The organism is Marinifilum flexuosum, from assembly GCF_003610555.1.
Classification (GTDB): Bacteria; Bacteroidota; Bacteroidia; order Bacteroidales; family Marinifilaceae; genus Marinifilum; species Marinifilum flexuosum.
The window spans coordinates 1-22,016 of sequence record NZ_RAPQ01000009.1; the positions used below are offsets into that span (position 1 = coordinate 1).

The window sequence follows — 22,016 nt, forward strand, 5'->3', positions numbered from 1 at the left end:
GCTTTTTTTTCATGACTTAATATTTTAATGAATAAATACTTAAGCAAGTTACAACCTTATTTGTAAGCTACCGCTGTAGGCGGTTTTTGTTCAACTTCTATATAAAGTGCATTAATGCACTTTATCCCTCCCAATTGGATGTATAAGGTGCACTAATTTGTTTTTCGCCAATGAAAGTACAAAACAATAATCCCTCAACAAAGTATTCCTATGATTAATTTACAGGCATTATATTAGGATCGTTTTTCTTCGTAACGTACAGCTATGCTCCCATTAAAAGCTGAACTTTTAATGTTATTTCCTGAGCTTTCAACATTAAATCCTGTTCTTTTAACATTAATACTTGTGTTTTCAATGTTAAAAGCTGTGCCGGCAACATTACTAGCTGTGGTTTCAATATTGTAAGCTGAGTGGGCAACATTGCCAGCTGAAGTTTCAACATTAAAAGTTCTTCTTTCAACGCAAAAGGCTGTCTTTTCAATCAAAAAACATGTCCTGCAGGCATGGAAAGACAACAAAAAACATTGGAAGATAAGCTTTCAACATTGAAACCTCTGCTTTTAATATTGAAAGCTGAGGTTTTTAAGTTGCACACTCTCTTCCGTACGTTAAAACATCAACTTTCAACTTTGTTATGTCAGCTTTCAACGTTAAATCTTCATGTTTTTACGTTAAATCTTCAACTTTCAACGCGAATCATTTGACATTTACCCTGCATTTTTCTCTTATCTTAATTAGAATTTCACAATAAACTTATTAATCCACCACTTCACAAAACCCTCACCACTCCTACATCACAGTTATAATTGCAACCCCAGAGACATATAAACATTCACACAATCACTATTTAAATTTATTATAAATACCAATTAAATAATATGATTAGCATTTCACCAAGCGCATTTTTGTTAAATTTAATTGTTCCAAAAATTAATTTTTAAATTCAAATAAGATGGCACAAATCAAAATCAAAGGCAATGCTAATTATTTAGCTGGTTTGTTCGCTGACATTAAACGAAAAAATGATGCGGATGGCGAAGCTAGCTTATTAAATTCTGTAATCGACATAGCCGCAATTGAAGGAAAGGTTAACAACATGATCGATTATCAGGAAAAAGCAAATGATGCAAATCGATTAAAAGAAGAGTTAAACGAGCAAAAAGCGAAAATGGCTAAAGAAATCATTAATGATATCAAGCAAATTCGTGATTTGTTGAAAGCTCATTTCCCAAACGACACAAAAAAACTTGGTGCATGGGGCTTTACTATCGATGAAGTAAGCAAGAAAAAAGTGGAAGAAACGGTTTAGTAATAAGCAATTCCACACAACAAAGGGATGGTAGAAAACAATCTACCATCCCTTTGTTATATAAAAAAGTATTGAAGCTTTTTATTTTATCCCATTGGCACTAACCGCAGCCCCAATAATTCCGGCTCCATTTTGAAACTGTGCAAGCAATACGGGCACTTCCACATCAATTTCGCTTTCGAACTTATCTAATTTCTTGCTGATTCCTCCTCCAATGATAAAGTAATCGGGGGCACAGATTACATTCACATGATGAAGAAACTCATTGAATCTTTTTCCCCAGGCGGAAAAACTCAAGTCTTGCTTTTTTCGAACCGAATCGGCAGCATATTTTTCAATTTTCTTGCCATTCTTGTATTTCAATTGGCCCAATTCAAAATTGGGTAACAATTGTCCATTATAGAAAACTCCCGACCCGATTCCTGTGCCTATGGTTATCATTACCACCAGGCCTGACTTATCTTTCCCTACTCCATATTTCATTTCTGCCAAACCAGCCGCATCTGCATCATTCACAACAGTAACATCCAATCCGGTTTTATCACTGAAAAGTTGATCCACCTGAACACCTAACCAAGACTTATCCAAATTACCATGTGCCATGGCCTTTCCATGAGATATAATGGTAGGAAATCCACAGCCTACAGGTCCTTGCCAATTGAAATGATCAACAATTTCCTTTATCACATTTGCAACGGCTTCCGGCGTAGATGGCTGAGGGGTTGGAATGCGAAATCTTTCCTCCAACTGCTTTCCCGTTTCTACATTAACCGGAGCTCCCTTAATTCCCGACCCTCCAATATCAATTCCAAGTATTTCCATAAATTCTAATTGTGGATTATATTTAATGAGTAAAAAATACAAAATTTCTATCGAATTAAATCACTTAAAAAAATCACAACACATCAATTTTAATCGCGAAAAGCTTGTAAATAGCGTAACATCATTCACAGTTTAACGGTATAATGAAATTGAATCAATCATTTTAACTTATCTTCCCCATATGAGTAAAAAAAGCATTAATTCCATACTTAAAAGATCTACCTTAATTATAATATCCACCATATTATTCAGTTTCATCTCTATTATTATAGTTACTGAGTATTACCTATTTCAAAAAAATTACGAAGATGAAAAACAATTGATCGAAGATGAAAAAAAGCTGTTTCTTAAAAGTGCAGTCAAAAATGTTAAGGCATACTTGGATCATGAGGAAACCTCCTCGGAGAATAAAATGAAACTCAAACTGCAAAACGCAGTGAACAATGCTATTAACCAAGCTAATAGCATCTACACCCAGAACAAGGGAAGAAAAACCAATACAGAAATAAAAGCTTTAATCAAAAGTGCTCTGAGCGGAATACGACATTTTGACAACAGGGGCTATATTTATATCATTGATTTACAAGGCAACTTAATAATGTATCCTTTTTGCACATCGGCTGAAGGATCTAATATATTGGGCGTCGAATCCCCCTCCGGCGAAAGTATCATTTCAGAACAAATCAAAGCTATTAAAAACAAAGAAGAAACTTTTCATACCTATCTTTGGCACAAACCTTGGTTAAAAGACAGCATTCTTTATCCGAAAACTTCGTTTGTTAAAAGGTTTAAGCAATTCGATTGGCTTATTGGTTGTGGCGAGTACATCGACGATCACAATATAGCCACTAAGGAACATGCAATTAATTATCTAAAAAGCTCCTATTCGCCCAAAGATTGGAATTTATTTATTAATCATTACGATGGTACTTCTATTATTATTAATTCAGATAAATATAAGGCTGGCGTAAATATTAAGGATATTTCCAGCGATAATGGTTTAAAAATATTTAAGGAGGAATTGAAAATTGCTCAATCGGGTAATGCTGATTACTTATATTACAATTGGCCCATTAACGAAACCGAATTTACAGCAAAATTGGCATGTATTGATGGGTTTGAAAAATGGCAATGGATGATTGGAGCATCTTCGAGCTTAAAACAATTTAACGATATAGAGCTCCAACGAATGCAATCATTCTATCAAATGTCCTGGCTGAGAATCATATTACTCATTATCCTCTCAATTCCTTTAATGTTTATAATATTAGGTCAATTCAGAAGAACCACAGGCAAATTTAAATCTGAGTTAAGCATGCTCTTCAATCAAATAGAATCTGCAGTATTTAAAGACAAGAAAATTACAAACACTGAATTCCAAACAAAAGAATTTCATCAACTTTCTGACAATATCAACAAACTATTAAATCAGCATTTTAAAAACATAAATGCTCTCAAGGAAAGTGAAGAAAAATTTCGAATCTTAGTTGAGTATGCTCCATTAACAATTTTAGGACTTGACAATAATGGAACCATTCAAATTTGGAACAAGCAATGTGAATCCTTTTTCGATTTAAGCAAAAAGGAGGTAATGAATCAAAAAGTGCCAATTGATAAAGTATTTACAGGAGACCAAAAAGAAAGAGTTCAAAATAAAATACTTGAAAATGATCCTGAATTTAAGCTTTTTCCAATAAATCTTAAAAATGGCAAACTTGCCTACCAATACTGGGCATCTTTTAGAGTATCTGAAGATCTATTGATTTGGGTGGGAAGTGATGTCACAGAATTAAAAAACACTGAGAAAGAATTAAAAAAGAGTAGAAATTTTTTAGATACATTATTAGAGAGTATACCATCACCTATATTTTATAAAAATACGGATGGAATATATTTAGGAGGCAATAGGGCATTCTTTAATTTAATTGAGATGGACCCCGAAGAAGTAATTGGTAAAGGAGTTTTTGATTTATACACCGAAGATTTAGCTAATGTTTACCATGAAAAAAATTTAGAAGTATTTAAGGGCAATTATCAACAATATGATCTTGAATACCATAAAGAAGGACAGAATTTAAGAAATTTTACCTGCTACAACGCTCTATTTAAAAATCAAGATGAGCAAGTTGAAGGTTTAATTGGTGTATTGCTCGACATTACCGATAGAATAAAATTTGAAACTGAATTGCAAAACAAACAAGAGGAACTTAAAGCTCTAAATGCCACTAAAGATAAGTTCTTTTCAATCATTGCTCACGACTTAATAAACCCTTTTAACGTAATGCTTAATTCTGGTGAAATGTTAGCTGAGAGCGTTAATGAGAACGATATGCAAGGCGTTCAAGAAATGATTGAATTGCTTAATCCGGCAATAAAAAATGCTTACGACCTTTTATTAAACCTACTCGAGTGGTCAAGAGCACAAACCGGCACCATAAAGTTTCTCCCACAAAAGACAAATATTTGTGATGATTTGCAATCCGCAATCAAACTTATGAGTGGCATGGCCAAGGCAAAAAATATTAATTTAATTTTTGAAAAAACGGAAAACCCAGAGGTATGTTTAGATGTTAACATGCTACAAACCATTACCCGAAACCTAATCTCCAATGCCATTAAATTTACACCAGAAGGCGGACAAATTAAGGTTTACACAAATTCATACACCGATTATTTACAGCTTTGTATCAGCGATAATGGCATAGGAATGGACAATGCCACCAAGGATAATTTATTTAAAATAGATAAGAGTACTTCTAAAAAAGGTACAAATGATGAACCCGGTACTGGCTTAGGTTTATTACTGGTTAGTGATTTTGTAAAAAAACATGGTGGTAAAATAACAGTAATTAGTGAATTGGGAAAAGGCACTGATGTTAGCGTTTGGTTTCCTACAAAACAATAGATTCAAAATTGATTATAAGAATACTTTGGTGCAAACTCTTTAAATGTATTGTTTACAGGTAGAAAAAAAATGAAAAAAGTCCATAAATTGATAATTATAAATCCACACGAAAATGTTTACTTTGATCTGGCAATTATCATCTGATTACATATAGAAAATTTAACAGGTGCAATAAATCGTAAACACTTGATTGGGAAAAATAATTATGAATAAAGTAATTGAGTTTTTAGAATACGAAATTTTTAAAATTGGAAGCTTTTCCTTCACATTTGGAAAAATAACCAGTACTCTCATTACCATATTAATCACCATTTTTTTACTCTGGCTAATTAAAAAAGCAATATTCCGTAAAAAATCATTTCTAAGTATTGATAAAGGAAACCTATACTCCTTGTTTCAAATTATCAAATACCTGGTATGGATCATTTCCTCATTGATCATTCTGGAGACATTGGGATTTAAACTAAATGTACTTTTGGCTGGATCGGCTGCCTTACTTGTTGGGGTTGGATTAGGCTTACAGAATACGTTCAATAATTTTGTTTCAGGGATCATATTGCTATTCGAAAGGTCGATAAAAGTTGGAGATATTTTAGAAATAGATGGAGATGTGGTTAAAATGGAAAGAATTGGCTTAAGAACTTCATCGGCAAAAAATCGCGACGACATCATCATTATCATACCCAATTCACTAATCACAAGCAACAAGGTGATCAATTGGAGTCATCAATCAGACAAAACAAGATTTAAAATTTGTGTTGGTGTTGCTTATGGAAGCGATGTAGAATTGGTAACCAAAGTACTAAAAGAAAGCGCTCTGGAAAGCAGGGATATTACTGATAAAGACTCTATTCTTGTAAGATTTGTGAATTTTGGAAGCTCTTCTCTCGATTTCGAATTGTTGTTTTTCAGTAGGAATATTTTCAGGATTGAAAATCTTAAATCAGACATCAGAATGTTGATAAATAAAAAATTTATCGAGAATAACATTTCCATTCCATTTCCTCAAATGGATGTTCATTTTAAATCTGATGCAACTGGACATTTTAGCAAAAAGTAAAAACTCATCCGAATTAATTATCTGTAATTCTTAAAACAGGTACTGTTTTTAACAAACCGAACTGGCCTTATGTCTTGTTTCATATGACTAATGTCAGTTCTTTAGTGTTTTCCTTGATTTTACATCGCGAAAATTCCCATCATTATCGAAATTGTGAAAATTTCCTCCTTTTTTACCATCCTCTTCCCTACTTTTATTGTCCTAATTGCATTATTGCATAAAAACAACAACCAATCATGAAACAAAGATGAATTTTAGCATACTAAATTTTTCATAGCAGTATATAAAAATTCATCAAAAGTTCCTCCCGATAACGATCGGGATGACACAACCAAAAATTACAACCAAATGAAAAAACATTTACTAACATTCCTATTTCTTTTAATAGGAATTGGTGTTTTTGCACAGAAAACACCTGTTACAAAGGCAAATTATGAATTACCTGCAAGGTTCTCTCCTACCAAATTGAGATCTATGGTATTCTCAACCAGAGTGCGTCCACACTGGCTTAAAAACGGTGAAAAGTTTTGGTATGCCTACCAAACTTCCGAAGGATTAAACTATTATTTGGTTGATCCGGCAAGAAACATGAAAAGCAAGCTTTTTGATCCTGTAAAAATGGCTGCTGATATGAGCCGTTTAACTGGCGATCCCTTCGATGCAAAACACATGGACATTAAAAAAATGAAATTCATTAAGAACGAAAAAATTGTGCAGTTCGAAGTGAAAAGTAAATTGGCCGAAGAAGAGGAAAAAGATGAAGAAAACGGCGACAAGCAGGAAGAAGAAAAAGACGACAAGAAAAAAGACAAAAAGAAAAAAATGGTTGCTAAAGTTTGGCATTTCGAATACGAACTGGCAAGCCGTAAACTACGTCTTTTAGATGATTTTGAAAAGCCATTGGAACAAAAGAAATGGGCTTCGGTTGCTCCTAACCAGGAGTATGTAATTTTTGCCAAACATCACAACCTTTATTGGATGGATGCTGAGAACTACAAGAAAGCTCAGAAAAATGAAAAAGACACTACCATTGTTGAACACCAACTAACAACCGATGGTGTTAAGGATTATGCTTATGGCGATACCGGATATGGTAAAACCAATACCGAAAAAGAGAAAGAAAAAGATGACAGAAAAGCTGCTTACGTAACTTTCTCGCATGATTCAAAAAAGTTTGCAATTACCCGCGAAGACGAAAGAAAAGTGAAAGACCTTTGGGTATTGAACTCGGTTGCAAAAGGTCGTCCTACTTTGGAAACATACAAGTATCATATGGCAGGAGAAAAAGAAGCTCCTCAATATGAAATGCAAGTTTTCGACTGGGAAAGCAAAGAATCAGTTGTTATAAAAGCTGATGCATGGAAAGATCAAACGCTTCGTATCTTAAGAGCTCCTCGCAAAAAGGTAAATGCTGATGATGATTTGAAATACTCCAAATGGCTTTCGAAAAACAGCGTTTTGATTTACTTCCAACGCCAAAGTCGTGATATGAAACGAGTTGATATCTGCTCGGCAAATACTACAACAGGTGAAGTAAAAGTAATTATCGAGGAAAGATTAAATACATATATCGAAACACGTAACCTGGTTACCATTAACAATGGCAAGGAGTTCATTCACTGGTCGGAACGTGATGGTTGGGCTCACTTCTACCTATACGATGCAGAAGGAAAGGTGAAAAACCAAATTACATCAGGTCCTTGGCATGCAGACGGAGTACAAGGTGTTGATGAAAAGAACAGAGTACTTTATTTCACTGCCAATGGTCATGAAAAAGGCGAAGATCCTTACTATTCTCACTTGTACAGAGTAAACTTTGATGGTACTGGTTTGAAATTACTGAATAAAGGAGATTTCGACCATCAGGTAAGCCTGAATGATCAAAACCATTACTTTGTAAACAACTCTTCAAGAGTAAACACCACTCCTGAATCGAAATTATACGATACACGTGGCAACAAGATTATGGATTTGGAAACAGCTGACCTTTCATTACTATTCGAAGCTGGCTACAAGTTTCCGGAAATCTTTACTGTGAAAGCTGGTGACGGTGTAACTGACCTTTACGGTGTAATGTACAAGCCATTTGATTTTGATGAGAACAAGAAATACCCAATCTTAACTTACGTATATCCTGGTCCACAAACCGAAGCGGTTTATAAGAGTTTCTCAACTCGCATGGATCGTGCTGATCGTATGGCCCAATTCGGATTTATTGTTGTTACCATGGGTCACAGAGGTGGTCACCCTGATCGTTCCAAATGGTACCACAATTACGGATATCAAAACATGAGAGATTATCCTCTTCTTGACAAGAAAGTGGCTTTGGAACGTTTGGCTAACCGCCATGATTTCATTGACATCAACAGAGTTGGTATTTTCGGTCACTCAGGTGGTGGATTCATGTCAACAGCTGCAATGTTTGTATATCCTGATTTCTTTAAAGTTGCTGTATCGGCTGCAGGTAACCACGATAACAACATTTACAACCGCTGGTGGAGTGAAACTCACCATGGAGTAAAAGAAGTTGTTACTGAAAAAGATACTACATTCCAGTACAAGATTGCAACCAACCCAAGCCTGGCTAAGAATCTAAAAGGTAAACTATTACTGGTAACAGGTGATATTGATAACAATGTGCATCCTGCAAATACTGTAAGAGTTGCAAACGCATTGATTAAAGCGAATAAACGATTCGATTTCTTCATTTACCCAGGTCAGCGTCATGGCTTTGGTAACATGAGCGAATACTCTTTCTGGTTAAGAAGTGAATATTTCTGTAAGCACCTATTGGGTGATTACCGTGAAGGAGCTGATTTCATTGAAATGCAAAATGAAACACCTAAAACCTGGTAATTCATTTGTCAGATAATATTCATCCCGATTTGCAGTGCAAATCGGGATTTTTTGTGAGGCTCTCACTCCAAAGTGAGATTCTCACTAATTTAATTCCAATTTGATAACCAAAAACTGACAACCATAGCCATCATCCCCCCAAATTACATGAACCTTGTGACTTGCAGCTAACCGAAACCCAATAACCACTAACTACCCAATCGCGAAAATCATAATCAGCATCTGCGTCCACACCTTTGTGTCCTTGGTGAATACCCTTCGTTTTCCTTTGTGGTTAATTTTACTTAAGATCTCTTCCGTCGCATGTTAAGATTCCATATTCATAAAGGCATGTAGTTGCGACGATTATTTATAAAACTTACTAACCCAGGGCAACATTCGCGTAGCTCATTCGCCCTGGGCTATAAAGATCACGCTCCTCTGGAGCTTTATTCAAAAGTGACTAGTAATCAGTTAGCATTTTTTCCCTGACATCCGATAACCGAAATCTGACAATGCGATAGCTTTGCTGAAAACATCAAATCATTCCATATATGCATTACAAAATGTTATCTTGCAAAATGAAACTAATCCTTACCCTTATACTAACATCTTTTATTGTGACCAATTCAAGTTCATTCAAATCGGAACAACTTAAATACCCTCGTGTTCGTAATGCATATGCTGAAAAGGAAAATGGCATCCAGAAGCTTCTCAACAGCAAAAACATTAAAAGTGATGAATTAGAAGTGTATTTGCGTGCTTTTAAATTCGGACAAAAAATTCAGCTGTGGGGTAAAAACAAATCAGATCAAAAGTTCAAATTGATCAAAGAATATAAAGTCTGTAGAAAATCCGGCACGCTTGGCCCCAAAAGAAAACAAGGAGATTTACAAGTTCCTGAAGGATTCTATTACATCGACCGATTTAATCCTGCCAGCAATTTCCACCTCTCTTTGGGCATTAACTATCCAAACCAATCAGATTTATTTTGGGCAGATAAAACCGATCCTGGCGGAGATATCTTCATTCATGGTTCATGTGTAACCGTTGGATGTTTGCCAATTACTGACGATCAAATTAAGGAATTGTACATCTTTTGTGTAGAGGCGAAAAACAATGGTCAGCAACAAATTCCGGTTCATATTTTCCCTGCCAAACTATCAGATAAAAACTTTGAAGTGCTTCTTTCTAAATACAGGGACGATCAGGATAAAACAACAGTTTGGAAAGATTTAAAAATTGCCTACGATTCTTTCAACAAAACAAGACAAATTCCAAAAGTTACATTCCTAAAAAATGGAAAACATCTTATAGAACCCAAACAATAAAAAAGGCACCACTAGAGTGCCTTAAATATTCAATCACATTTATAAATTACTGAACAAAACCTTCTCTTGCTCCGCCAGCAGCGAATAAAGCTCTCATTCGGTCATTCTGACCATTTGTAAACATGTACATGCAGTTATCATTCACGTAATCCATGAAGTTCATAGTCATATCATTGGTACGACAATGTACTGTTGGATATGAAGGACACCCGTAGTTTGCTCTATCTGAGCTTGGAGTATCAGTTACAAAGTCATCCTGACGACATCTACCATCACCCCAAATGTGACGAAGATTCAACCAGTGACCTACTTCGTGAGTAGCTGTACGACCGTAACCATAATCACCACCTCTTGAGTTTTCACCGAAGAAGTCGCTACCAATAACTACACCATCAGTTTCTAGTGCTCCACCAGGGAATTGAGCATATCCTAGAATACCTCCACCAATTTCACAAACCCAAAAGTTCAAGAAACTTGTTGGGTCAGTAGCATCGATACCACCTTGGCTTGCATACTTCATTGCATCATTGGTTCCCCAAGAAGATTTTGTTGAAGCTTTTCGATTAACACCTGCCAATACAAATGTAATGTTACAATCAGCAATATCATCATTAAATTCTGTAGGAACTCCACCAGTATTAGGATTCAAATCGTTGAAATCTTCATTCAAAATATCAATTTGTGAATCGATATGAGCCTGAGTTATCGGATGTGCAGGATCTTCCAAAATATTTACAATCACAGGGATTGTAATGTTTCCTTGGTATGGAACTGGATCTGGGTCTGGATCTGGCTTAACAGGTTTACCCTTGTTAGTATTAGCCGACTTCGCAGCAATTAATTGTCTCGTATGTTTTTCAATCGCATACATACGCTTTTCCAAACCTGGATTTTCTTTTAATTTTTGGTTTAGAACTTTCATCGAGCCGCATTTACATGCAGGACCATGAACATGACCAGCTTTTACACCTGTGGATTCTTCAACTGTTTCTGAAGTGTACACATAAAAGTCACTCATATCAACAGCAATGTCATTTGTCTGTTGAACTTTTAGATCATTAGATTCTTTTTGACATGAAGCCAAAAACAACCCTAAAACAAGTAAGGGGAAAAATAATTTTTTCATAAAAAATTAGTTTAAATGGTTAATGATCCCTCAATTTAAGAATATTATATCTAAACCACCAAATAATTTTTCACAGCAAGAACACTCAATTGCACATACACCTGATATAATGAACATTACAGAAGTGTAATTTTTAACAAAGCAAAATAAAAAACTTATCCTCCATCTATCTTATGATTACCACAATGATCGATTTACATCCTTTTATTGAATGTAATATATGAAATATCACAATTAATTTTTCTCGAAAAACCCCTTGTTTTTGATAAAAAATAAAGAGGAATTACTCTTATTTAAAATGAAACATTATTGACATATTTTTCAATTTAAATAGAATTATGAGAAAAGTTACTATTTAATAGTACTACAAAATTCTCTTAATATCTTCTCCGTTGTTTCCCAGCCTATGCATTCATCCGTAACGGAAACTCCATATTTCAATTCTGCTTTATTATCAGGAATGGACTGCTTTCCAAAAGCCAAGTTACTTTCAAGCATAAAGCCCATAATAGATTGATTACCATTTTGTATTTGCTCAGCAATATCCTGAAGTACAATCTTTTGATTTTTGGCAAGCTTTCCTGAATTGGCATGACTGCAGTCAATCATGATTTTAGGATCAATTCCCACTCCATTTAATTTGTCTTCTATTTCCTGAACAAATTTGCTTTCATAGTTTGATTCCTTTCCTCCACGAAGTATAATGTGAGTATTGGGATTTCCCAATGTTCTTATCACCGATACATTTCCATCTGGATTGATACTTACAAAATTTTGTGGAGCTCCAACAGCTTGCATAGCATTTAAGGCGATATCAATATTTCCATCAGTGCCATTTTTAAAGCCTACAACCGAAGACAATCCACTTGCCATATTTCTATGGCTTTGCGATTCAGTTGTTCTGGCACCAATTGCTGTCCAAGAAAATAAATCCTGAATGTATTGTGGAGTAACAATATCCAATGCCTCTCCTGCTGCCGGCAAACCCAATTCTGCAATGTATACCAAAAGTTCTCTTGCCTGTTTTAATCCTTCCTGGATCTGACAAGAATTATCCATATGCGGATCATTGATTAAACCTTTCCATCCTACAGTAGTTCTTGGCTTCTCGAAATAAACTCTCATCACAATGAAGATTTTATCCTTTAACTCATCAGCCAATTGTTTAATTTTTTGAGCGTATTCTTTTGCCGCCTTAACATCGTGAATGGAACAAGGACCGACAATAGCCAATATTCTCTTATCTCTCCCACTTAGTATATTTTTAATGGTACTTTGCCCCTTGTGAACTGTATTGATACATTTTTCAGTTAAAGGGTACAGCTCTTTTAAAGCTATGGGAGTTAATATAGGTTGTTCTACACTTACATTTAAATTTTCAATTCTTGGATCTACCATAGGGGTATTCTAATTGGTCAATATAGTTAATGAATACAGATGTTTCCTGATTCGATCCGAATTTAGTTTTTATTTTTTAGTGAATGAAAAATATAGCACGAAGAATATTTGATTTGATGCTCGTTTTAACAAAAACGATTAAATTTTTGAATTAGGCACCAATGCATATTTTTCCTATTTTTGCACTTCATGATTAAAAGAACAACTTCTACATATCATTCGGAGTCCGCATTATAGGCAAGTCATTGGATTTGTCTCGAATCAACTTGCCGCCACTTCACTTTTAGCATCATTTTTATTTGATGCCTGTTTTTTTATGCCGTAAATTTTAGTGAATTAATTTCAGCTATCACTTGCTAAGCTGAAAGTTAAACCGAATGTAATGAATACATTAAATAAATTGGGATGGTCTCATTTTTTTGAATCATCTCTTAGTTTTGAAGAAAAACAAAACATGACCATTGGTCGTGTTTCAACTGTAAATAAGTCGAATTGTATCGTAATCCATGAAAATGGAAGTAAAACCTGCGAGTTAGCAGGAAATTTAATGTTTGGGCTAGATGAAAATGAAAAGCCCAAAACAGGCGACTGGGTATTGTTTCTTGATTATGGCGATTTGGGGATCATATCGAAAGTATTGCCCAGATACAATTGTCTTTCCAGACAAAAATCAGGAAAAGAAATTGTGGAACAAATTATAGCTATAAATATCGATTATGCTGTTATCGTTCAATGTCTTGAAATTGGTTTAAATCTAAGACGATTAGAACGCACATTAGTTCAATTGCAAAACTGTAATATTGAACCAATTGTTTTAATTAACAAAACAGATTTACCTATTGACGATGAACAACAAGAAATAATGAATTTCATGATTGACACTTATCAGGCAATTCCAATTAGCGCAAGTCATGGAAGCAACTTGAATTTATTAAAGGATAAGATTATAACCGGTAAATCCTATGTTTTTATTGGAGCATCGGGAGTCGGAAAATCCTCAATCATCAATTCTTTGCAAGAAGGAAATGATTTAAAAACCGGAACAATCAGTCAGTCTACGATGAAAGGAGCACATACCACCACTTCGAGAGAATTGTATATCCTACAAAATGGTGGGGTTGTAATAGACACGCCTGGCACTCGAGAATTTGGATTAACAGCTCCAAATTCAGAATCCGGATTATCTGGCTTTCATGGAATCGATGAGCTTGCAAAAGGCTGTAAGTTTCATAACTGTACACATACCAACGAAAAAGGCTGTAAAGTTTTAAAGGCTGTAAAGACTGGAGATATTTCAGAAGATGAATATGAAAACTTTATGCGTTTGAATCGAGAAATGGAACATTATGAAAGCAGTTTACAAGATCGAAAACAGAAAGGAAAAAAGCTTTCCAAAATCATTAAGAATATGAAGAAATCGGGTTATAAAAGTTAATCGTTATTAAAAACAAAGGGCTCAGATTATAAATCTAAGCCCTTTGTTCTAATCTTTTTATCTAACCAAAAATTCTACTTAAAATTCCCTTTCGGCGATTATTGTGATACTTTATTTCGTTTCCATTACAAATACTATCAAAGATTTGTCCCCAATCAGGTAAACCACCAAAATTCATATCATCAATATACATATCCGCTTTAATTTTTCGACTTATATTTCCATCAAAAACCTCCTCAGGATAATTTTTATTGACCGCATAAAACTCGACTCCCTTCGATTTACAAAATTCAATGGCATCACCAAGTTCTTTTCCTGATCGATAGGTCCACAAGATCAATCTATGTCCTTGGTTTTGTAACATCTTTAAAGTTTGTGTTGCAAAAGGAATCTCCTTGCCCAACTTAGGGTATTTCTGCTCAACAATAGTTCCGTCAAAATCAACTGCAATAATCATTTTTCTAAAATTTGGTAATAAGTAGATTTCTAATTCCTGGAGAAAATCCCCAATAATTTCTCTTTAAAAGATCTCTGAGTGTGATCTTCATCATAATAGCCATTTCCATATCCATAACTGCCATAGGAGTTGCCATATCCTTTGTGAACTGTATCATTTAAAATGATACCAACTTCATCCATATCACCTTTTTGCGACAGTTGGTTTATGAATTTTATCTGATTCTGCTTACTATAGCCTTGCCTCAGAACAAATAAATTAGAGTCCGCAAATTTGCTTGTTAATACTCCATCAGTTACCAAAGTAACCGGAGCATTATCTAATACAATATAGTCATACTGTTTTTTAGCTTCTATTAAAAATTCTTCAAATTCTTTTCCTCCTAGCAGCTCCGCAGGATTAGGTGGAATTGCTCCAGAATTTACAAACTGAAGACATTCTAATTGAGTCCTGTTAATAATCTCATTAAATGAACTTTGTCCAACTAAATAGGTTGATAAACCTGCTCTATTAGGAACTTCAAATACATCATGCAATCGTGGTTTTCTCAAGTCACAGGCAACCAGAAGAACTTTTTTATTATCCATTGCAATGATAGTAGCTAAATTAGAGGCTGTAAAAGTTTTTCCCTCTCCTGGTATCATAGAGTGAACACCTATGACTTTCTTCAAATCCCCCTTGAACTTATAATGCAAATTGGTTCTCAGTCCTCGATATGATTCTGCTAAACCTGATCTTGGATGGCTAACAATTGCCATTTCCTGCTTATAATTATTACGTGCAATCTCTCCCATTATTGGCAAAGTTGTTCCCCTCTCTAAATCATCCTTAGATTTGATTGAGTCATTGAAAAAGTCTTTCAACAGGATAATAACCAATGGTAATAGACCACCTAAAAACCCACCAATTACCATTAGAAGCATTGTTTTTGGCCCTATTTTCTTTGTCGTTCGAACTCTTGCCGGATCAATAATTTGAACATCTGAGATATTCGATGCCGTTTGAATCGAAGCTTCTGCTCTCTTCTTCAATAAGAAAGTGTAAATTTCATTGTTCAGATCAAACCTACGCTTGATATTAATCATTTCTTGTTTAGTTTCAGGCAATCCAGCTAATCTAATGGTAATATTATCCTTCCTTTTTTTTAACGTTCTAGACTCTGTTTCTGCGTGAGTCAATAAGTTTCTAACATTTTCTTCCAAAGACTTAATTACATTCTTTATTTCCTTATTTAAAATGATCAAGGTTGGATTCTTATCTTTTGCAACAAATGAAAGTTTGGTTTGTTCCCCGTAAAGTTCTGCTAGTTTCACTACTTGAGCATTTAATCCAGCATCAGCAATTCCTACAAAAGATGGAGCAGCAATTTTTTCCATCTGCTCAGCATTTCCCATATAATTAAGAAGATCCTTAAAATAGGCAATTCTAAAATCTAATGTAGATTGTTCTTTTTCGATATCTGCAACTTTATCAAGAACCAATTCTGCCTCATGACTCAAATCGATCGATTTGTTCTTTGATCTAAAATCTGAAAACTCCTGGCCTGCTATCTTAAGCGAATCTACAATCCCATCAAGCTGATTATCAATAAACTTTACCGTATTTAAAGAAATCTGGTTCTTTTTCCTTAAACCAAACTGAAGATATACATTACTAAGTTCATTCAAATAATCTACAATTCTTTGAGAATTACTTCCTTGTAAAGCCAATTGAATTAATTCTGAATTCTTATCAACTAAATTAACACCTACTTTTTCCACATAATCAAGTGCTAATACTTCCAAATTATTAAAATTGATGGAATATTTTTCTGTATGAAGTTCTGCTAATTTTTCAATGGTAAAATCAAAATATTCGTTTTTAAACGGAACACCAAACTCACCTGTGGCTTCAAATTCCACATCATATTCAGTACTTCCATCTACGAACTTATCGTCAACCTCAATGGTATAAGAGTTACCTTCCATTGGAGTGATTACAAGCTCTACTCCTTCCAAATTTTTATTCCCATTTTCAGTAAGTTTAAACGGACTTGCTTTGTACAAGTCTGTTTTTTTCATGAAGTTTTTCTTGTAGAGGCTAGTTCTCCAATTAAGATTATTAAGCGCCTGCAGGTTTAGGGTATAAGAATTCAAAATTCCTACATGATTCTGCATGTTAGGACCATTTCCAAGTTCCATTCCTTCAAATAGGTTTTCAACACCCATTCCCTTTTTATTCTCATCCACAAGGATTACCGATTTGGCATCATAAACTGGCTGAGAAACTCTACTAAATAGAAATCCTAACACAATACCCAAAATTCCAAAAATGACAAACCAATGCCATTGCGAAAGAAGCTTATAGAAAAGTTCTTTCAAATCGATTTCATCTTCGCCTACTGAAATATCCTGAACACTATTTGATTGCATAGTAAATTATGTAGTTTTAAACAGAGAGATTAAAGAACGTTAAACACCAAAATCAATGTAGAAATGGTTGATAAGAACAACGAATACATTGGAGAATTCAATTTCACATTTTTGTATTTGTCAGGTTCCACATACACTACATCATTTGGTTGTAGAAAGAAGGCTTTTGAATTAAGGAAACTTTTATCCGTTAAGTCGAGCCTATGTGTCTTACTACCCTTAGGAGTTGGTCTTAAAACTAGTACCTTTTTGATTCGTGCATAATCTGTCACGCCATTCGCCATACTAATTCCCTCCAGAACTGTTAAACTATTGGTGTAGTTGTAGTAAACCCCAGGATTCTTTACTTCTCCCATCACTGTGATTTTAAAACTTAAAAGTTTTACCTTCACTGTAGCTTCTTTAATATATTCATCGGCTTTGCTTTGTATTTCAATTCTAGCTTCTTCAAGAGTTTTATCTAATACATTAACAAATCCTATAATAGGTAAATTGATATTTCCTCTTAAATCAACTAAAAAACCATTTAGGTATTGGCCTGAAACCTGCCCATAGTTCTGTTGTGTTCCACCTTGAGTTCCCATACCCTGTGCCGGATTAAAGATTGCATTAACTTCAGGGCTAAGAGATTTTATATCCACAAATAGATTATCATTAACCTTTATTTTGTATTCATCAGTACTTTCAGGCATATCGACAAGTAACTCATCATCCTGAGTATTATTTAAGTAAACTAGATTTTTACTGGTTTTACATGAAATGATAACAATAGCAGATGTCTTCTCATAAATAGATTTAATTGTGGGGCTTTTAATTTTGTAGTTTTTACACCTTATTTTTTTAAAGGCATGCAAAAGTAAAAAGTTAATTTTTTCTTAAACCCATCTAGTGAAACTCATTGACTAATAATCAAAATAACATGATAAAATGTTCTTTTTATTATGGCAACACCTAAAACCCTCAAACACAAGATATAAACCCCTCCTAATTAAAGATTTTCATCTTTAATTAGGAAAAAAAACCGAACGTAACTAGTATATATGTCAAGACTTTAGTCTAACTCAACTTAAACCCACTCTTGTATAAGAGTTATAACACCTATTATAATTTACATTCATAATTATCCAAGTATCTAAATTATACAAAGAGCCTTTATAGGATAAGGAAAGAGTGTATTTAAGTTTACCAGGTTATAATAAAAAAACGAAAGATGGTACAATTTGGAATTGGGTAGTAATTCTTATTGGTTTGTATCTTATTTGGGAATCATTTAAACTACACCCACGCAATTAGCTGAAAACCTTCGAATATCAATCTTTTTATCGAGGATGTAGTTTCTATTTACCAATGAATACATCATTTCACGAGCAAAATAAGGTGCTAATATCACTCCTTTTGTACCCAAGCCATTAAAAACTGCTATGTGTTGATTATTGGGATGTACGCCTAAAACAGGACGGCGATCGCTCACTGCAGGACGAATGCCTGACCAATGACTAATAATCTTGTAAGGCAAGGAAATCAGTTTGTCCAATCTATTTACAAGGTCTGCTTTGGTATCGATAACCGTTTTGCCATTTTGTTTTGAATAATCATAGGTTGCACCCACTTTAAAGCAAGAATTACCCATTGGCATCACAAATAAATTCTCGTCTATGATGTAATCATCAGGTAGTTTTTTGCATTCTATTTCAATCAGTTCACCTTTTGTAGGAATAAATGGGATACTTTTAAAATAAGGATTCTTCGTTGCATGATGACCTTCGCAAAACACAATGGTCTTAGCGCTTACACCACGCCAAGTAATATGCCCGTTTATAAATCCAATGTCTTGATATTTAAAATTAGCTTCGATTAGATTGCCGTTTTCTTTAAAAAACTGTTTCAACTCTGATAAAAGCTTTGCCAAATCAAGATAACCCGACTTCCCTACTCGATTGAACAGGTTAAAGTTGTCCATTCCCCGTTTGATCCAACCTGTGTCGGCACTTTCCATATAATCTGAAAAGTCTCCATCGAATATTCGTTCGTTCCAAACTCGAATTTCGTTCTCGTTTAGTGGCTGGGTAAAATCTACTGGATGTAAAAACTGTTGACCAAGTTCATTCTCTATATCTTGATAAAGATTGGTCATTACGGGCAGCAATTCATCAACATTCCAATTCTTGGCAAGTTTATCGAAAATGGCGGGATTATATCTTCTGGTTGCAACATCCGAAGTCAAACTTCCTTCGGGACATGAAACAATCTTAAATTTATGACCTGCTTTGTACATATCGTAAGCAAGAAGAGAGCCGGCAATGCCTTGCCCAACAATCAGGAATTGATTATCCATAGGAATTTGTAGTTTAAGTCAATTGTTTTTTATGTACGCTGCATCTAACAAAATGTTACTGTTTCGCAGCAAAGACAAACAAAAAACAATGGATGCCAACTACTTCAAAAATCGTCGAATATCAATTTCAGGAGCCAAAGGATAATCGCTAACTGAAAGAAAACGTGTCATTTCACGTGCAAAATAAGGTGCCAGCATTACACCTTTCGTACCCAAACCATTAAAAATGGCAATGTGTTCATGCAAAGGATGTATTCCTAAAATAGGACGACGATCAGAAACTGTTGGTCGGACTCCTGCCCACTGATTAATCACCTTGTAAGGCAAATCAATTAAATCGTCCAGCCTAGATATGATATCCATTTTTGCTTCTTCGGTTGTTTCCTCATCCAGCTGTGTCCAATCGTAGGTGGCTCCTACCTTGAAACGATGATTACCAACAGGCATAACAAACAACTTCTTGTTCAGGATGTAATCCTCCAGCAATTCATCACAATGTATTTCAAGTAGCTCTCCCTTTGTTGGTTTAAAAGCCAGATCACCAAAGTATGGATTCTCGGTGGCCCGATATCCTTCACAAAAGACAATGGTTTCGGCCATTAATCCATGCCATGAGATTTGATTGTCGATAAAGCCCAAATCCTTGTAGTCGAAATAAGAATCAATAATTAATCCCTCACGCTTAAAGAACTTACGCAGTTTCTTTAACATCTTGGGCAAATCAACATAGCCCGCCTGAGTTACTTTCCCATACGCATGCATTCCTTTGATGCCTTTGCTTACATTATTAACCAATATATCAGAAATAAAATCTCCAAAATTGTCCTGAGCTCTTCTCTCCTTCCACATCACACTTTCATGTTCAGATAATGGCTTTAGAATATCCTTCTCGTACAGAAACTTGTGTCCTAACAGCTCTTCCAACTCACGGTAGGTTTCAAACATTACGGGCAAACAATCATCCACCATCCAACTTTTGGTTAATCGTTTAAACACAAGCGGATTGAATAAACCTGCTGCAACATCAGAAGCTTTACGAAGCTCAAGGCTCGATATGATTTTAAAGCTTAAACCTGCCTTGTACATGTTGTAAGCCAACAATGAGCCAGCAATTCCTTGTCCGACGATTAAAAACTGTTTGTTCATTTGATTCTGTAGATTGATGATTGGTACTTTTTGATATAAAAGTTAAGAATTTCATGAGTAAACCTAAACATTTTCCATTAAATAAAGACTTAAAACTCCTTTTTTATCCCCAATTGCTTTGTGATTTATCCAAATGAACTACTTTTGCAATATTTATTTATTCTAAATAGCGATAACAAAAGCTTCTAGTATCAAGTTGTAAGCTATAAGATGATTGTATTTTTAATTAATGTTTGGGTTTAAACACCCCTCAGCCTGTAGGCATCTCCCCTGAAGGGAAGAAATTAACATTAAGGACAGATGTACTTGTTAATTGATACTTGACACTTTATACTTATTACATATTACTTAACAACATGCAACTGTATAATAAACTGAGTAAAGAAGAGCTAATGAAGGAAATGGAAGCCGAGGATTTTGCGCGCAAAACCATTTCATTTTACCGATATGTGAATTTTGAGGATCCGAAGGCGTACCGCGACGAGTTGTTCAAGAAATGGTTCCTTTTGAACTGTAAAGGAAGAATCTATATTGCCAAAGAAGGGATTAATGCACAAATGAGTGTACCTGAGCATAACTTAGATGCCTTTTTTACCGATATGAACAGCCGAAAAGAATTGGCCGATATGCCGATTAAATGGGCTGTTGAAGATGATGGCAAATCATTTTACAAGCTTACCATTAAAGTGCGTGCTAAAATTGTTGCCGATGGCTTGGATGACAATACATTCGACACTTCCAATGTAGGTACACACCTAACGCCAGTTGAATTTCATGAGGAGCTAAGCAATCCAGACAACGTTGTTATCGATATGAGAAATCATTACGAAAGTGAAGTGGGCCATTTTGAGAATGCCGTTTGTCCCGATGTGGATACTTTCCGTGAAGAAATTGATCTAGTAGTGCGTGACTATGCCAAGGATAAAAACAAGAAGTTTTTATTGTATTGTACTGGTGGTGTACGCTGTGAAAAAGCCAGTGCATATTTAAAGCATCATGGATTTGAAGATGTGAACCAGTTACATGGTGGTATCATTGCCTATGCACAAGAGATAAATCAGCTTGGATTGAAATCGAAATTCAAGGGAAAGAACTTTGTTTTTGACGAACGATTGGGAGAAAGCATCAATAATGAAGTAATAGCCAAATGTCACCAGTGTGGAAAAGCATGCGATACGCACACCAATTGTGCCAACGATGATTGTCACCTTTTGTTTATTCAGTGCGATGAATGTAGAGATCATTACAATGGATGTTGTACCGATGAGTGCAAGGAGATTATTGAACTGCCAGAGGAAGAAAGAGTAAAGCTGCGCTCAAAGTTCCACGATAAGTATAGCAAGAGCCAAATTTATAGACAGAGGATTAGGCCAAAGCTAAAAAGAAGTGCAAAGTAATAAGAATAAAGTATAACAAGCACCCCTTCGCCTGTCGGCACTTCCCCTA

General features: G+C 34.9%; 16 protein-coding genes. 7 read left to right on the forward strand and 9 right to left on the reverse strand.

From position 1 onward, the window contains the following. Positions 1-233 precede the first annotated feature (233 nt). Entirely contained in the window at positions 234-485 is a 252-nt protein-coding gene (locus BXY64_RS09890) for a hypothetical protein (RefSeq protein ID WP_120239814.1), read from the reverse strand. A gap of 467 nt (positions 486-952) precedes the next feature. Here BXY64_RS09890 and BXY64_RS09895 point away from each other — a divergent pair, with 467 nt between their 5' ends. Next, on the forward strand, positions 953-1,309 hold the full coding sequence (locus BXY64_RS09895) for a hypothetical protein (protein ID WP_120239815.1): 357 nt from the start codon (positions 953-955) through the stop codon (positions 1,307-1,309). 81 nt (positions 1,310-1,390) lie between these two features. On the opposite strand, the gene ppgK is transcribed toward BXY64_RS09895, so the two are convergent. After that, on the reverse strand, positions 1,391-2,131 hold the full coding sequence (ppgK, locus tag BXY64_RS09900) for a polyphosphate--glucose phosphotransferase (protein WP_120239816.1): 741 nt from the start codon (positions 2,129-2,131) through the stop codon (positions 1,391-1,393). 181 nt (positions 2,132-2,312) lie between these two features. Between ppgK and BXY64_RS09905 the strand changes: the two genes are divergently transcribed. The 4 genes from BXY64_RS09905 to BXY64_RS09920 all read left to right on the forward strand — a co-directional run bounded on the left by BXY64_RS09905 (position 2,313) and on the right by BXY64_RS09920 (position 10,262). After that, on the forward strand, positions 2,313-5,036 hold the full coding sequence (locus tag BXY64_RS09905; protein WP_120239817.1) for a cache domain-containing protein: 2,724 nt from the start codon (positions 2,313-2,315) through the stop codon (positions 5,034-5,036). A 205-nt stretch (positions 5,037-5,241) separates the two neighbouring features. Next, positions 5,242-6,096 carry a mechanosensitive ion channel family protein gene (locus BXY64_RS09910; RefSeq protein ID WP_120239818.1) on the forward strand — a complete coding sequence of 285 codons (855 nt, stop codon included), beginning with the start codon at positions 5,242-5,244 and terminating at the stop codon, positions 6,094-6,096. A gap of 348 nt (positions 6,097-6,444) precedes the next feature. Further along, complete coding sequence (locus BXY64_RS09915; RefSeq protein WP_120239819.1) at positions 6,445-8,952, forward strand: S9 family peptidase; 2,508 nt, start codon at positions 6,445-6,447, stop codon at positions 8,950-8,952. A 560-nt stretch (positions 8,953-9,512) separates the two neighbouring features. Then, a complete protein-coding gene (locus BXY64_RS09920; RefSeq protein ID WP_120240506.1) occupies positions 9,513-10,262 on the forward strand; it encodes a L,D-transpeptidase family protein in 750 nt (249 codons plus the stop codon). Positions 10,263-10,308: 46 nt separating this feature from the next. Here the strand turns inward: BXY64_RS09920 and BXY64_RS09925 are convergent, their stop codons facing one another. After that, positions 10,309-11,388 carry a zinc metalloprotease gene (locus BXY64_RS09925; RefSeq protein WP_120239820.1) on the reverse strand — a complete coding sequence of 360 codons (1,080 nt, stop codon included), beginning with the start codon at positions 11,386-11,388 and terminating at the stop codon, positions 10,309-10,311. Between the two features lie 351 nt (positions 11,389-11,739). Continuing rightward, a complete protein-coding gene (locus tag BXY64_RS09930; protein ID WP_120239821.1) occupies positions 11,740-12,786 on the reverse strand; it encodes a 3-deoxy-7-phosphoheptulonate synthase in 1,047 nt (348 codons plus the stop codon). 382 nt (positions 12,787-13,168) lie between these two features. On the opposite strand from BXY64_RS09930, the gene rsgA reads away from it, so the two are divergent. After that, positions 13,169-14,221 (forward strand): ribosome small subunit-dependent GTPase A, encoded by a 1,053-nt coding sequence (rsgA, locus tag BXY64_RS09935; protein WP_120239822.1) that lies wholly within the window; start codon positions 13,169-13,171, stop codon positions 14,219-14,221. Between the two features lie 61 nt (positions 14,222-14,282). On the opposite strand, the gene BXY64_RS09940 is transcribed toward rsgA, so the two are convergent. The 5 genes from BXY64_RS09940 to BXY64_RS09960 all read right to left on the reverse strand — a co-directional run bounded on the left by BXY64_RS09940 (position 14,283) and on the right by BXY64_RS09960 (position 20,570). Next, positions 14,283-14,678: a BT0820 family HAD-type phosphatase gene (locus BXY64_RS09940; RefSeq protein ID WP_120239823.1), complete on the reverse strand. Its 396-nt coding sequence runs from the start codon at positions 14,676-14,678 to the stop codon at positions 14,283-14,285. A gap of 29 nt (positions 14,679-14,707) precedes the next feature. Continuing rightward, on the reverse strand, positions 14,708-17,089 hold the full coding sequence (locus BXY64_RS09945; RefSeq protein WP_120239824.1) for a GumC family protein: 2,382 nt from the start codon (positions 17,087-17,089) through the stop codon (positions 14,708-14,710). 29 nt (positions 17,090-17,118) lie between these two features. Beyond that, on the reverse strand, positions 17,119-17,781 hold the full coding sequence (locus tag BXY64_RS09950) for a polysaccharide biosynthesis/export family protein (protein ID WP_120239825.1): 663 nt from the start codon (positions 17,779-17,781) through the stop codon (positions 17,119-17,121). Positions 17,782-18,359: 578 nt separating this feature from the next. Then, entirely contained in the window at positions 18,360-19,424 is a 1,065-nt protein-coding gene (locus tag BXY64_RS09955) for an NAD(P)/FAD-dependent oxidoreductase (RefSeq protein ID WP_120239826.1), read from the reverse strand. A gap of 99 nt (positions 19,425-19,523) precedes the next feature. Continuing rightward, positions 19,524-20,570, reverse strand: coding sequence for an NAD(P)/FAD-dependent oxidoreductase (locus BXY64_RS09960; RefSeq protein WP_120239827.1), 1,047 nt, complete (start codon positions 20,568-20,570; stop codon positions 19,524-19,526). Positions 20,571-20,926: 356 nt separating this feature from the next. Here BXY64_RS09960 and trhO point away from each other — a divergent pair, with 356 nt between their 5' ends. Continuing rightward, positions 20,927-21,967 (forward strand): oxygen-dependent tRNA uridine(34) hydroxylase TrhO, encoded by a 1,041-nt coding sequence (gene trhO, locus BXY64_RS09965; protein WP_120239828.1) that lies wholly within the window; start codon positions 20,927-20,929, stop codon positions 21,965-21,967. The last annotated feature ends 49 nt before the right edge of the window (positions 21,968-22,016 follow it).